This is a genomic window from Delftia sp. RIT313 (assembly GCF_000632165.1).
GTDB lineage: Bacteria > Pseudomonadota > Gammaproteobacteria > Burkholderiales > Burkholderiaceae_C > Comamonas > Comamonas acidovorans.
Genome location: NZ_JFYT01000001.1, coordinates 276,504 through 290,035, shown reverse-complemented (window position 1 = coordinate 290,035; position 13,532 = coordinate 276,504). Strand labels below are relative to the sequence as shown.

At 67.4% G+C, this 13,532-nt stretch carries 10 protein-coding genes; 7 read left to right on the top strand and 3 right to left on the bottom strand.

Annotated elements, in window-relative coordinates; translation table 11 throughout:
• Positions 1-5: 5 nt before the first annotated feature.
• From queG to BW39_RS01225, 3 genes are all read left to right on the top strand, one after another.
• Entirely contained in the window at positions 6-1,061 is a 1,056-nt protein-coding gene (gene queG, locus BW39_RS01235; protein ID WP_043819190.1) for a tRNA epoxyqueuosine(34) reductase QueG, read from the top strand.
• A 115-nt stretch (positions 1,062-1,176) separates the two neighbouring features.
• Complete coding sequence (locus BW39_RS01230; RefSeq protein ID WP_043819188.1) at positions 1,177-4,224, top strand: diguanylate cyclase; 3,048 nt, start codon at positions 1,177-1,179, stop codon at positions 4,222-4,224.
• Positions 4,225-4,449: 225 nt separating this feature from the next.
• On the top strand, positions 4,450-5,505 hold the full coding sequence (locus tag BW39_RS01225) for a helix-turn-helix transcriptional regulator (protein ID WP_200871493.1): 1,056 nt from the start codon (positions 4,450-4,452) through the stop codon (positions 5,503-5,505).
• On the opposite strand, the gene speB is transcribed toward BW39_RS01225, so the two are convergent.
• The gene (gene speB, locus BW39_RS01220) at positions 5,502-6,572 is read right to left on the bottom strand and encodes an agmatinase (RefSeq protein WP_043819186.1); all 1,071 of its coding nucleotides are present in this window, start codon (positions 6,570-6,572) and stop codon (positions 5,502-5,504) included. The two genes, BW39_RS01225 and speB, sit on opposite strands and share 4 nt — an antisense overlap.
• A 24-nt stretch (positions 6,573-6,596) precedes the next feature.
• Positions 6,597-7,985 (bottom strand): sodium:solute symporter, encoded by a 1,389-nt coding sequence (locus BW39_RS01215; RefSeq protein WP_043819185.1) that lies wholly within the window; start codon positions 7,983-7,985, stop codon positions 6,597-6,599.
• A gap of 230 nt (positions 7,986-8,215) precedes the next feature.
• Here BW39_RS01215 and BW39_RS01210 point away from each other — a divergent pair, with 230 nt between their 5' ends.
• Positions 8,216-9,109: a LysR family transcriptional regulator gene (locus tag BW39_RS01210; RefSeq protein WP_012206919.1), complete on the top strand. Its 894-nt coding sequence runs from the start codon at positions 8,216-8,218 to the stop codon at positions 9,107-9,109.
• Positions 9,110-9,130: 21 nt separating this feature from the next.
• Here the strand turns inward: BW39_RS01210 and BW39_RS01205 are convergent, their stop codons facing one another.
• Positions 9,131-10,039, bottom strand: a complete 909-nt coding sequence (locus BW39_RS01205) for an AEC family transporter (RefSeq protein ID WP_043782648.1) — start codon at positions 10,037-10,039, stop codon at positions 9,131-9,133.
• Between the two features lie 327 nt (positions 10,040-10,366).
• Here BW39_RS01205 and BW39_RS01200 point away from each other — a divergent pair, with 327 nt between their 5' ends.
• The 3 genes from BW39_RS01200 (at position 10,367) to BW39_RS01190 (ending at position 13,519) form a co-directional block, all read left to right on the top strand.
• Complete coding sequence (locus BW39_RS01200) at positions 10,367-11,329, top strand: tripartite tricarboxylate transporter substrate binding protein BugE (RefSeq protein WP_012206917.1); 963 nt, start codon at positions 10,367-10,369, stop codon at positions 11,327-11,329.
• A gap of 76 nt (positions 11,330-11,405) precedes the next feature.
• The gene (gene xerD / locus BW39_RS01195; protein ID WP_012206916.1) at positions 11,406-12,389 is read left to right on the top strand and encodes a site-specific tyrosine recombinase XerD; all 984 of its coding nucleotides are present in this window, start codon (positions 11,406-11,408) and stop codon (positions 12,387-12,389) included.
• A gap of 131 nt (positions 12,390-12,520) precedes the next feature.
• On the top strand, positions 12,521-13,519 hold the full coding sequence (locus tag BW39_RS01190) for a Bug family tripartite tricarboxylate transporter substrate binding protein (RefSeq protein WP_043819184.1): 999 nt from the start codon (positions 12,521-12,523) through the stop codon (positions 13,517-13,519).
• The last annotated feature ends 13 nt before the right edge of the window (positions 13,520-13,532 follow it).

Sequence of the window (13,532 nt, the reverse complement as noted above, 5' to 3'; positions counted from 1 at the left end):
CTTTGATGCAAGGCTGGGCCCGCGAGTTGGGATTTTCCCAAATTGGCGTGGCCGGCGTGGATTTGTCTTCTGCGGAGCCGGGTTTGATGCAGTGGCTGGCCCAAGGGTTCCATGGCGAGATGGACTATATGCAGGCCCACGGCCTGCGCCGCGCCCGGCCTGCCGAGCTGGTGCCGGGCACGGTCAGCGTGATCACGGCGCGCATGGACTACCTGCCGCGCGACACGCCTGCCGATGCGCCGGGCGTCTGGCAAGCGGTGGAGTGGGCGCGGCTGCAGCGGCCCGACGAGGGCATTGTCTCCGTCTATGCCCGGGGGCGCGACTATCACAAGGTGCTGCGCAACCGGCTGCAGAAGCTGGCCGAGCGCATTGCACAGGAAGTCGGCCCCTTCGGGCACCGCGCCTTCACCGATTCCGCGCCCGTGCTGGAGGCCGAACTGGCCCGGCGCAGCGGCCAGGGCTGGCGCGGCAAGCACACGCTGGTGCTCAATCGCGAAGCGGGCTCCATGTTCTTCCTGGGCGAGATCTATGTGGACCTTGCGCTGGAGCCCACGGCGCCGGTGACCGCGCACTGCGGCAGCTGCGCGGCCTGCATCACGGCCTGCCCCACGGGCGCCATCGTGGCGCCGCACCGGGTGGACGCGCGGCGCTGCATCTCCTATCTGACCATCGAGCATGCGGGCGCCATTCCCGAGGAGCTGCGGCCGCTGATGGCCAACCGCATCTATGGCTGCGACGACTGCCAGCTGGCCTGTCCCTGGAACAAGTTCGCCCAGCCCAGCCGCCTGCCCGACTTCGATGCGCGCGAGGCCCTGTCCGGCGGGCAGCTGGTGCACTTCTTTGCCTGGGACGAGCCGACCTTTCTGCGCCTGACCGAAGGTAGTCCCATCCGGCGCATAGGCCATGCGCGCTGGCTGCGCAATGTGGCCGTGGCGCTGGGCAATGCCTGGCGTGAAACCGGCAACGCGGCATTGCAGCAGGCGCTGGCCAGCCGCGCCGAACATCCGGACGCCCTGGTGCGCGAGCACGTGGCCTGGGCGCTGTCGCAAAGATCGGATTGAGCTGATAAGACCAGGGCGCTTGTGTGTGAAACAATTGTTGCGCTCTGTCGGAGTGCCCCCCGGCGGCCTGTTGCGGGCCACTGCCCTTGAAGGCGCGGGGCCTGTGTGACTCAACATGATGTTTGATATGCGCGCAAAGCCTCCCCGCAGCCTGTCCCGCCTGCTGAACGCAGAACCGCTGACCCAGACCACTGTGGCCGTCTGGGTGGGCCTGTGCTGCGTGCTGCTGGCCACGGTGGCGTACTGGACGGTGCTGGTGGACAGCCACCGCACCCAGCGCAGCTTTACCGAGTCCCAGTCTTGGCTGCGGGTGGGGCAAATGTCGCATGCGGTGTCGGTGCAGGTGCAGACCCTGCTGTCCGGGCTGGACTACACCATGCGCGGGCTGGAGTCCGACTTTGCCGATGGCGATGTCGACGGGTTCCGGCGTGCCGTGCAGACCACGTTCGACGCCTACCCGGCCGGCACCTTCCTGCAGATCGCCGTGGCCGACGAGAACGGGGACATCGTGTACTCCAACCTCCAGCAGGAGGTGCAGACGCGGGCTGCCAAGGTCTCCATCCGGGACCGCGAGCATTTCCAGGTGCATGCCAACCGCGAGAACATGGGCATGTTCATCGGCCGCCCCGTGCAGGGGCGTGTCTCCCACAAATGGACCATACAGCTGAGCCGCGCGCTGTACCGCCAGGGGCAGTTCTCGGGCGTGCTGGTGCTGTCGCTGTCGCCCGAATACATCTCGCGCTATTTCCAGTCCATCTTCGATGGCGCCAACGACGTCATCCTGCTGCTGCGCACCGATGGCGCCTACCTGGCGCGCTCGCAGGGGCAGGAGCAGGTGATGGGCCGCTCGGTATCCGATGTGCGCGTGGCGCTGTTCGCACCTGCCCTGGAGCGCGGCACCTACGAGGCCGAATCGTCCGTCGATGGCGTGCAGCGCATGTATGCCTGGAGCCGGGTGGAGGGCTATCCGCTGATCGTCAGTGCAGGGCTGGACAAGAAAGCCATCTTCGAGTCGCTGGAGGCATCGCTGGAGCGCGGCCTGCTGCGCAACGGCATAGGCACGGCGGTGCTGCTGCTGGGCATGCTGCTGACGCTGTGGCTGGCGCGCCAGCGCCAGCTCAGCGAGCGCATGCGGCTGCAGGGTGAGCGGCGCTTCGCGCGGCTGGCGCAGGAGGTGCCGGGCGGGCTGTTCCAGTTCCGCATAGGCGCGGATGGACAGTTCCGGTTCCCTTTCACCAGCCCCGGATTCTTCGAACTGCATGGCGCCAAGGCCGATGCCGCCAGGTTTGCCGACCATGAACTGCTCAAGCGGGTCCACCCCGAGGATTTGCCGGCCCTGGCGGCCTCGGTGCAGGCCAGCGTGGGCAGCAAGGGTGTCTGGGAGCACAAGTACCGCGTCTACGGCCCTGCAGGCGAGCTGCGCTGGCTGCATGGTCACGCCCGGCCGCAGCAGGAGGAAGACGGCTCCCTGCTGTGGCATGGATATGTGCACGATGTGACGCAGGACCAGGCCATGCAGGAATCCATACGCCACAGCGAGGAACGCCTGCGCCTGACCGTGGGCGCCGTGCGCGACGGCCTGTGGCAGTGGGACTGCCGCAGCGGCCATGTGGAATGGGATGCCCGCTGCTACCAGATGCTGGGCTTCGAGGCCGCGCAGTTCCCCATGAACTATGACGCCTTCTGCGCCATGGTCCATCCCTCGGACAGGGCGCGGATGCTGGCGCGGCTGCAGCGCCATGCCGAGGCCGGGGCCGACTTCCGCGTGGAGATGCGGCTGCGCAGCTCGGCCGACAGCTGGCTGTGGGTGGAGTCGCGCGGCGAAATCACCCAGCGTGATGCCGACGGCAAGCCCGTGCGCATGCTGGGCACGCACACCGACATACAGCAGCGCGTGGAGCAGTCCCGGCTCATCAAGGCCTTGCTGGACCGGGGAAGCGCCCTGATCGTCATGGCCGGTCCCCAGCGCGAAATCCTCTATGCCAACGAGCGCGCGGTGCAGACCTTCGAGATCGAGACAGACCGGCTGCCCGGCGGCGTGAACTTTCGCTCCCTGCATGTCAGCGACGAGAGCTCCGAGCGCTTCGGCCAGCTCTACGCACAGCTCAACGCACGCGGCACGGTGCGCACGGAATGGATTTTGCGCATGCCTTCGGGCTCGGGCCACTGGTTCGACATGCAGGGCTCGCTGCTGGACCCCGACGAGGACGACGGCCGCGTCATCTGGACCATGATCGATACCGACGCGCGCCGGCGCGCCGAGACCGCGTTGGCCGAGACCCAGCACCGGCTGGAGGCCATCATCGACCGCTTTCCCGCAGGCATTCTGGTCACCGACGCCCAGGGCCGCCAGGTGCTGGCCGCCAACCGCATGCTGGCGGCCGCGCTGCGGCTGGACATGGCGCCTGCCGCCCTGGTGGGGCTGGGCATGCCGGCGCTGATCCAGCTGCTGCCGCCTTCGGTGGCTGGCGTGCTCAGCGCCGGGCCCGTGGCTGGCCGTTCCCTGCATGCGCTGCCCGACGACCACTATGTGGAGATCGAGGGCATGCAGCTGCGCGACGGTGATCGCTCCATCGGCCACTGCTGGGTCTTCCACGATGCGACGGAGCGGCAGCAGCGCGAATCCCAGCTGGAGACCCTGGCGCTGACCGACGCGCTGACCGGCATTCCCAACCGCCGCGCCTTCATGGAGCGGCTGGCGATGGAGCTGGACCATCTGCGCAGCGGACTGGTGGCGCACTCCACGCTGATCATGCTGGACATAGACCACTTCAAGCAGGTGAACGACGGCTACGGCCACGCGGTGGGCGATATCGTGCTCAAGGAGCTGCTGGCCTCGGTGGCGCAGGAAATGCGCAAGGAAGACATGGTGGGCCGGCTGGGTGGCGAGGAGTTTGCCGTGCTGCTGTCCGACACCGATGCCGAGGTGGGCCTGCGCCGCGCCGAAAGCCTGCGCGAAACCGTTGCCGCGCGCGCCATCGATGCGGGCCTGGCCGGCGACCTGCGCATCACCATCAGCCTGGGCGTGTACGAGCTGCAGCGCAGCGATGCCTCGGCCCAGGGCTGCCTGGAGCGTGCCGACGCCGCGCTGTACTACTCCAAGCGCAACGGCCGCAACCAGTCCACGCTGTGGAGCGATCGGCTGCCTGCCATCGCGCGCTGATACGCGCTGATCCGGGCTGGTGCGGCGCACAGGCCTAGGAATTCACCCCGGTGAATTTTCAGAATCATCCAATGGCCTGATCGGGCCGCAATCCCGAAAATCCTGGGTTCATGCTGTCGCGTGGACCTGCCGCCTCTTGCCTGGCCCCAACACTCGGGTGCGGCCGACTCTCCGTGCAACCCATCACAAAAAGAGGCTGCGCGCCGAGCGCAGGGCGAGGAATGTATGACGTACAACCGCTGGTCCACGGTGCATATCGCGCCGCTTTCGCGAGCGCAGTTCTGGAGCGATGCCAGCCGCGAGGCGCAGATGCCGCACACGCCCTTGGTCGCGCAGCCCGAGCGCTTCGAGGCCGTGCTGACGTCGCGCGGCGTGGGCGCGGTGGTGCTCAACCGCATCCAGATGGCGGCCGAACATGGCATGGAGCGCCTGCATGCCGATGGCCAGCGCGCAGGCCCGCCCTGCCTGCTGTGCGTGCTCTACGCCAAAGGTGGAGCCCAGGTATCCGCACCGGATGCACCTGACGTGCCTGACGTACCTGACGTACCTGACGTAGCGTATGCCTCGGCATCATCCGGGGAGCCGGGCATGGCGGTTGCGGGCAGGAGGCTGCAGGCGCAACCCGGCCAGCTGTTCCTGCTGGATGAGCGGCGCGGCTACCGCATCTGGCAGAAAGAGGCCGTGGACCTGGTGGTGCTGGCCGTGCCGCTGGCACTGATCGATTCGCGTGGCGGCCTGGCTTCGCAACTGCTGGCACGCAGCCTGCCCGACTGTGCATCGCTTCAACTGCTGGTCCAGCAGATGCAATTGCTGGCCGCGTGGCAGGACCCCTTGCCCGAGGCCGAATCCGCCAGGCTGTCCGACTTGGTCATCAACACCGTGAAGACCGTGCTGCAGGCCAGCGCCGACATGGCGACGGCCCGACCCGGCGCGCCCATGCACGTGCTGTTGCGCAGGGTGCGCCAGCTCATTGCCCGCCAGTACCCGGATCCGGCGTTGGGGCCCGAGCGCGTGGCGTCCAGGCTGGGGCTGTCCGTGCGCTCGCTGCAGTCCCAGCTGTCGCGCGAAGGCACCAGCCTCAGCGCCGAACTCATGGCCTATCGCCTGGAACGCGCCCATGCGCTGCTGCGTGGCACGGAGCCGGGAACGCTGGGCATCGCGGAGATCTCGCAGCACTGCGGTTTCAGCTCACCCGCGCATTTTTCCCGGCGGTTCAGGGCACGCTACGGCAGCACGCCGCTGGGGCTGCTGCGGGATGCGGAGGGCGGGCAGGGGGCCTAGGCAGGCTGGGCGGCGCCGCGCCCGGCGTGGCGTGCGCAGATCAGGCCGAGGATTTCGAACATCATCTGCGCGCCTGCGTGGGCGGTGTTGGTGGTGGCGTCGTAGGCTGGCGACACCTCCACCACATCGCCGCCCACGATGTGGATGCCGGCCAGGCCGCGCACCATGGCCTGTGCCTCGCGCACGGTGAGTCCACCGACCTCGGGCGTGCCCGTGCCGGGCGCAAAGGCCGGGTCCAGGCAGTCGATGTCGAAGGAGACGTAGACGGGCGCATCGCCCACCACCTCGCGTGCGCGGGCAATGACGCCGTCCACGCCCAGCGCGGGAAGCTCCTCTGCGTGGATCACGGTCATGCCCGACTCATAGGAAAACTCCCAGAGATATTCGGCCGCGCCGCGTATGCCGATCTGAATGGTCCGCGTGGGGTCGAGCACGCCGTCCAGCACGGCCTGGCGAAACGGGCCGCCGTGGTGAAAGCGGCTGCCGTCGAAGGGGCCCCCGGTGTCGCAGTGGGCGTCGAAATGCACCAAGGCCAGTGGCCGCTCGCGGCCCAGCGCGCGCAATATGGGCAGGGTGATGGAATGGTCTCCGCCAGCGGCCAGCGGAATCACGCCGGCCGCATGGATCTTCGCGAAGGCCGACTCTATGTCGCGGTGCGACTGCTCCAGGCTGTAGCGGCTGGACAGGGGCACGTCGCCGATGTCCGCCACGCGCAGCTCGCGTGTGGGAGCGGATCGAAGCACATGGTTGTAGGGGCCCACGCGTTCAATGGAACGCAGGGCCCGGGGGCCGAAGCGGCAGCCGCTGCGGTTGCTGATGCCCAGGTCCATGGGCACTCCGATCAGTGCGGCCTGGAGGTCGCCGAAATCCGGGCGGCTCCAGTCCATGGGATGCATCGGCGCGTCCAGCAGCGTGGGCATGCCTGCGTAGGGCGCGTTGCGCGTGCCGCTGGCGTCGATGATGTGGGCGGCCACGGCGCGGAAATGCGGGTCGTGGATCACGGACTCGTTGGCGCCGCCGAAGCGTGCGCGCAGCGCCTGCAGCCTGTCTGGTGTGAAAAGCGTCATGTCGTCTCCGATTCAGTGCCGGGATCAGGATTGAATGCCCGACAGCGAACGCTGCTGCGTGCGCTGCGCCAGGCTGATGAGGATGAAGCTGGCCGTGCTCACGGCCAGGCTGGCATAGATGGGCGTGTTGGCGGCCAGGCCGTCCCTGACCATGAAGGCGACGGCCGTGGTACAGCCCAGCAGCATGCTGGCGATGGCGCCCGCCGTGGTGGCCCGGCGCCAGTAGATGGCGCCGATCAGCGGCACCAGCATGCCGCCCACCAGCAGGTTGTAGGCGGTGGTCAGGGCATTGAGCACATCGTCAACCACCAGGGCGATGCCGAGCACGGCCAGCCCCACCAGCAGCGTCAGCAGCCGGTGCCAGCGCACATCGACCAGCGGCCGGCCGCCCCGCAGCAGGGGCACGAGGTCCTCGGCCAGCACGGTGGAGCCGGCCAGCATGGCGGCGCTGGCGGTGGACATCATGGCCGCCAGTGCGGCAGCGATCACCAGACCGCGGATGCCTTCCGGCAGGCTGGCCTGCACGATGGCGGCAAAGGCATTGTTGGCGTTGTCCAGGTCCGGCAGCAGCACGCGCGCTGTCATGCCCACCAGGGCGCCGACCAGTCCGTAGACCACGCAGTACACGCCGGCGAGGCTGCCGGCCACGGCGGCCACCCGTTCGCTGCGGGCCGTGAACACGCGCTGCCACACGTCCTGGCCGATCATGATTCCGAAGAAATAGATGACGAAGTAGGTGGCGATGGTGTCCCAGCCGATGTGGGTGACATCGAAGCTGGACGCAGGCAGCCGTGCCACCAGCTGGTCCCAGCCGCCCACGCGGTACAGGCAGATGGGCAGCAGGATCAGCATCAGGCCCGCGGTCTTGATCACGAACTGCACGATGTCCGTCAGCGTCAGCGACCACATGCCGCCCACGGCCGAGTAGATGACCACGACGCCTCCGCCCACCAGGATGGAGATCCACAGCGGCAGGTCGAACAGCACCTGCATCACGGTGCCGATGGCGATCACCGACGTGGCCGCCAGCATCAGCGAGTAGGCCAGCATCACCAGGGCGCTGGCCTGCTTGGTGCGGGCGCTGTAGCGCCGCTCCAGCACCTGGGTCACGGTGCAGATGCGCAGCCTGAGCAGGGGCTTGGCCAGGAACAGGTTGAGCACCAGCAGGCCCGCGCCCAGCGCCGCGCAAAGCCAGAATCCGGAGATACCGTACACATAGCCCAGCCTCACCGTGCCCACGGTGCTGGCGCCGCCTATCACCGTGGCGGCCATGGTGCCCATGTACAGGCCCGGCCCGAGGTTGCGGCCGGCCACGAGAAAGTCCTCCTGCGTCTTCGCGCGGCGCATGCCGTACCAGCCCAGCAGCAGCATGGCTGCCGCGTAGATCACCACGACCGAGATATCGAGCAACATGGTTTGTCTCCCTTTTGTTGCGGCCCTGTTGGCAGGGGCCTCTTGAAACAGCGGTATCCATGGAAGTGAATTCCCTGGCCCGCCCCTCTTGTTCTGTATTGCAGTCCCTCTTTGTTCAATCCAGATGTGCTGCAACAGCCGTGGATGCTAGACAGCAGCCCGGATTGCATCCATTTCAAGTTCCATTTACAAACATCGATAAGAATCGATCTTTTCCGAGTGAAAACCCCATGCTCCATACCGTTTCAGATCTGGACCTGCGGCTGCTGCGCGTGTTTCTGGCCATCGTTGACGCGGGCGGCGTGTCGGCGGCGCAGGCCAGCCTTGGCGTAGGGCAGTCCACGCTCAGCAGTCAGCTGTCCACACTGGAGACGCGGCTGGGTTTCAGTTTGTGCGAACGGGGGCGCGGCGGCTTTCGCCTGACGGCCAAGGGCCGGCGCTTCGTCGATATGGCTCGCACGGCCTTGCAGGGACTGGAAGGCTTCAGTGCGCAGGCGCGCAACATGCACCGGCAGCTGGTCGGCAGCCTGGCCATCGGCCTGATCGGCAATGCACCCATGGAATACAACGCGCTGATGGGGCGGGCCATACAGCGCTTTCGCCAGCGCGACGAGGCCGTGCGCCTGTCGGTGCTGGTGCGCGGGCCGCGCGAGCTGGAGGAAATGCTGCTGCGCGACGAGCTGCAGGTCGCCGTGGGCTATTTCCTGCACCGTGCCCCGGCGCTGGAATACACGCTGCTGTTCAGCGAAAGGCAGGTGGCCTATTGCAGCGCCAGCCATCCATTTGCCGCACGCGCGGGCCGCATCGGCGCGCAAGAGGCGGGCGAGGCCGACTGGACCTGGCGCACCTATCCACTGCCGCAGGCACCGCTGACGGGGCGCCCGCGCCATGTCACCTCAGAGGCGGACAACATGGAGGCGGCCGCCATCCTCATCCTGTCAGGCGCCCACCTGGGCTACCTGCCAGAGCACTACGCGGCGCCCTATGTGGCTGCCGGCCTGCTGCATGCGCTGGACGAATCCCTCTTCAGCTATGACGTGGACATCACCATGGTGGCCAAGAAGCGCGCACGCCAGGATGACATCACGGCCGCCTTCACGGACGACATGCGTGCCGTGCTGTAGGGGCGCCGCGGCACCGCGGCATCAGTACTGCAGCAGGCTCAGCGCAAACGGCAGGCTGAGCACGCCCAGCAGCGTGGACAGCGTGACCAGCCCCGCCACGTACGAGCCGTTGTAGCCCATGCGCGCGGCCAGCACATAGCATGACGATGCGGTGGGCAGGGCAGAGAAGGCCATCAGGATCAGGGCCTGCGCACCGCTCAGGCCAAACGCCCGCACCATGGCATAGGCGATCAGCGGCTGCACCAGATGCCGCACGGCCAGCAGGCACACGGCCAGCAGCTTGCCGGCGGCCAGCGCGCCGAACTGCATGCCGGCGCCAGCCGACATCAGGCCCAGCGCGATGGAGGCTGCGCCTATGCGGGAGATCGACGGCTCGATCAGCGCGGGCAGCTTCAGCCCCAGCGCGCTGAACACCAGGCCCGACAGCGTGCCCACGATCAGCGGATTGCGCACCAGCTGGCCCAGGAAGTGCTGGTTGCTGCCCCGCGCCATGGGCCAGACGGCCGCGATATTGCACAGCGGCACGCTCACGCCGATCAGCACCGAGATGAACAGCAGGCCCTCAGGCCCCGCCAGCCGGCTGGCCAGCGCCAGGCCGATGAAGGAGTTGAAGCGAAACGCCACCTGCACGGCGCCGGCATGCTCGCGTGTGTCGATCCGGCCGCGCAGGCCCGGCCACCAGGGCAGGCTGTAGGCCAGGCCGATGCCCACCAGGGCGGCACACACGCCAGCGGCCAGCAAGTGGGAGGTGGCACCCCAGTCCACCGGGCTCTTGACGATGGAGTGGAACAGCAGCACCGGGAACAGCAGGTAGTACACCAGCGCCTCCACCGCCTGCCAGACCGTGCGGTTGAGCTGTGTGAAGCGGCACAGCACGTAGCCAAGCACGATGAGCGAAAAATCGGGGAAGAGCAGCACGGCGTAGTTCACGGGGGCAGAGCATAAGCGCAACCCCGCAGTCACCGCGTCTGCCGAGAAACCATGGCGCGAGGCTAGGGGTAAACACCGGGAAATCAGTGCTGCGACAAACTGTGACAACCGGGCCCCGGGCCTTAGCATCGCTGGGGTCCACACAGCCGATCCGAAAGCGCAGGTCCTGACGACCGTCAAGCGCACAGCGGGCTCCAGGCCCCACCATGGCTGTTCCGTGGCAGCGTTTGCGAGCCTTCGTTTCGCAGACCATCCATCCGCAGGCACGGCCTTGCGGATGTCCATGAAACCTTCTTCGTCAACACGACCCCCAAAAGGAGATCTTGTATGAATCGTCGCAGCTGGATGGGCCTGACCCTGGTCCTCGCAAGCACCGGAGCCTTGGCCCAGGCCTATCCCACCAAGCCGATCAAGCTGGTGGTGCCCTTCGCCCCCGGTGGCACGACCGACATCATCGCCCGCGTGATCGCCGAACCCCTGACCAAGGAACTGGGCCAGCCCGTGGTGGTGGACAACCGCGGCGGTGGCGGCGGCGTCATCGGCGCCATGGAAACCGCGCGCTCGCAGCCCGATGGCTACAGCCTGGGCATTGCCACGGTTTCGACCACGGCGACCAACCCCGCGATCAACCCCAAGATCTCGTACAACACGCTGACGGACTTCACGCCCATCATCAACGTGGCGGCCACGCCCAACGTGATTGCGGTGAACCCCAAGTTCCCCGCCAAGGACTACAAGAGCTTCGAGGCCGAACTCAAGAAGTCCCAGGGCAAGTACTCCTATGCCTCCTCGGGCACGGGCGGTATCCAGCACATGCTGATGGAGTTGTACAAGAGCCTGACCAACACCTTCGTCACCCACATCCCCTACCGCGGTGCGGGCCCGGCGCTCAACGACGTGGTGGCGGGCCAGGTGCCCATGGTGCTGGACAACCTGCCCTCGGCCCTGCCCTTCATCAAGGACAACCGCCTGGTGCCCATCGTGGTGGCCGCGCCCCAGCGCCTGGCCGTGCTGCCCAATGTGCCCACCTTCAAGGAAGTGGGCCTGGAGCCGGTGAACCGGATGGCCTACTACGGCATCCTGGGCCCCAAGAACATGCCCAAGGACGTGGTGGACAAGATCAACGCCGCCGTGCGCAAGGTGCTGCAGGACCCGGCCGTGCGCAAGCGCATCGAGGACACGGGCTCCCTGGTCATCGGCAACTCGCCTGAAGAGTTCGCCAAGCAGATCAAGGACGAGTACGAGACCTACAAGAAGGTGGTTGCTCAGCAGAAACTCACGCTGGAGTAAGCACCGCCTTGAGCGGTTGGCTCAGAACCCGAGGCTCCTTGCGGGCCTCGGGTTTTTTCGTTGTAGGCTTGATGGGATGTCCCAAGTGCCTGTTGCTTCCATCGCTTCCCCATCGGCTGCCGAAGCCGAATCTGCTGCCGATCCTGCATCCTGGCCGGCGCCGCTGCCGGCCAGCCTGGATGCGCTGGACCTGTTCATGGATGCGCTGCTGCTGGAGGACGGGCTGTCGCGCAATACGCTGGCGGCCTATCGCCGGGATCTGACGGCCTGGGGGCGGTGGCTGGCGCACCAGCAGCCGCCGCTGGCGCTGGATGCGGCGGGCGAGCTGGAGCTGCAGGGCTATTTCGCGGTGCGGGTGGAGCAGACCAAGGCTAGCTCTTCCAACCGGCGGCTGACGGTGCTGCGCCGCTACTACCACTGGGCGCTGCGCGAGCAGCGCATTGCCGCCGATCCCACGGCACGCATGCTGGCGGCCCGGCAGCCGCCGCGCGTGCCGCATACGCTGACGCAGGCGCAGGTGGAGGCACTGCTCAGGGCGCCCGATGTCGATACGCCACTGGGCCTGCGTGACCGCGCCATGCTGGAGCTGATGTATGCCAGCGGCCTGCGCGTGAGCGAGCTGGTGGATCTGCCCTTGCATGGTATCGATCTGCGCTCGGGCGTGTTGCGCGTGACGGGCAAGGGGCAAAAGGAAAGGCTGGTGCCCTTCGGCCAGGAGGCGCACTGGTGGCTGGAGCGCTACCTGGCCACGGCGCGCGGTGCCATCCTGGGCGGGCAGCGCAGCGATGCGGTCTTCGTGACCCAGCGCGGAGCGGCCATGAGCCGCGTGATGTTCTGGGTCATCGTCAAGCGCTGCGCGCAGGTTGCGGGCGTCACGGCACCGCTGTCGCCGCACACGCTGCGCCATGCCTTCGCCACCCACCTGCTCAACCATGGCGCAGACCTGCGCGTGGTGCAGATGCTGCTGGGCCATGCCGACATCTCCACCACCACCATCTACACCCATGTGGCGCGCGAGCGGCTCAAGGCATTGCACGCTTTGCACCATCCGCGTGGTTGATTGGATGTGGAGGGTTCGCCGGTTTGGGTGTTTCTGCCGTTGAAATCGTCGAAGTGGCAAAGCCTGTCCCGGGGATATGCGCTTTGCAGAACAATCACCGCCGTGTTCGATGTGTTTCTGCGGAGTTTTCGATGACTGATTTCCTGCGCCGGCATGTGCTGGTGACTTCCATGCTGGCGGCGACGGTCGCTGCTGCGGCCTTGCCGATGTCCGCGTCGGCCGCCGATGCCGCCTGGCCCAGCCGGCCCATCCGCGTGGTGGTTTCCTATCCGGCCGGTGGCGTCAGCGACGTGGTGGCCCGCGCCCTGGGCGAGAAGCTGGCCGCCCGCCTGGGCCAGCCGGTGGTGGTGGACAACAAGGCCGGCGCCGGCGGCGCCATCGGCCTGGACCTGGTGGCCAAGGCCGCACCTGATGGCTATACGCTGGGCTTTTCCTCCATCAGCCCGCTGACGCTGAGCCCGCACCTGGGCAAGCCGCTGTTCGATCCGCAGCGCGATCTCGTGCCCGTGACCAGCGTGATGTATTCGCCCGTGCTGCTGCTGGGCACGGCCCGCTCCACGGCGCCCGATTTCAAGGCACTGGTGGCGCAGGCCAAGGCCCAGCCCGGCGAAGTCCGCTGGGCCACGGCAGGCCTGGCTTCGCTGGGCCACATCATGCTCGAGCAGATCATGTATGCCTCGCAGGCCAAGATCACGCACATTCCCTACAAGGGCGGCGGCCAGCAGCTCAATGATGGCCTGAGCGCCCAGTTCGAGGTGCTCTCCACCAACGCCGGGCCGGCCGTGCTGCAGCACATCAAGGCGGGCAAGTTCAAGGCCCTGGCCGTGGGTGCTCCCCAGCGCCTGGAGTCGCTGCCCGGAGTGCCCACGCTGGCCGAGTTGGGCTACAAGAGCGCCAACATGACCTCGGTGTTCGGCATCTTCGCGCCCGCAGGAACGCCCGCGCCCGTGCTGCAAAGGCTCAATGCCGAGATCAACCAGGTGCTGACCCAGCCCGACATGCGTGCCAAGCTGGAGGCCACCGACAACGTGGCCACGGGCGGCAAGCCCGAGGATTTCGCGCGCCAGATCGAGGCCGAGTCCCAGTCCAACGCGCGCATCATCCAGGCTGCAGGCATCAAGCTGAACTGATACCGCTGCGGCG

Excerpts from the sequence above, each read along its gene's own strand:
- BW39_RS01200 (WP_012206917.1), top strand. The coding sequence starts at position 10,367 with ATGAATCGTCGCAGCTGGATGGGCCTGACCCTGGTCCTCGCAAGCACC.
- BW39_RS01190 (WP_043819184.1), top strand. The coding sequence starts at position 12,521 with ATGACTGATTTCCTGCGCCGGCATGTGCTGGTGACTTCCATGCTGGCG.
- speB (WP_043819186.1), bottom strand. The coding sequence starts at position 6,572 with ATGACGCTTTTCACACCAGACAGGCTGCAGGCGCTGCGCGCACGCTTC.
- BW39_RS01210 (WP_012206919.1), top strand. The coding sequence starts at position 8,216 with ATGCTCCATACCGTTTCAGATCTGGACCTGCGGCTGCTGCGCGTGTTT.
- BW39_RS01215 (WP_043819185.1), bottom strand. The coding sequence starts at position 7,985 with ATGTTGCTCGATATCTCGGTCGTGGTGATCTACGCGGCAGCCATGCTG.
- BW39_RS01230 (WP_043819188.1), top strand. The coding sequence starts at position 1,177 with ATGATGTTTGATATGCGCGCAAAGCCTCCCCGCAGCCTGTCCCGCCTG.
- BW39_RS01225 (WP_200871493.1), top strand. The coding sequence starts at position 4,450 with ATGACGTACAACCGCTGGTCCACGGTGCATATCGCGCCGCTTTCGCGA.
- queG (WP_043819190.1), top strand. The coding sequence starts at position 6 with ATGCAAGGCTGGGCCCGCGAGTTGGGATTTTCCCAAATTGGCGTGGCC.
- xerD (WP_012206916.1), top strand. The coding sequence starts at position 11,406 with ATGTCCCAAGTGCCTGTTGCTTCCATCGCTTCCCCATCGGCTGCCGAA.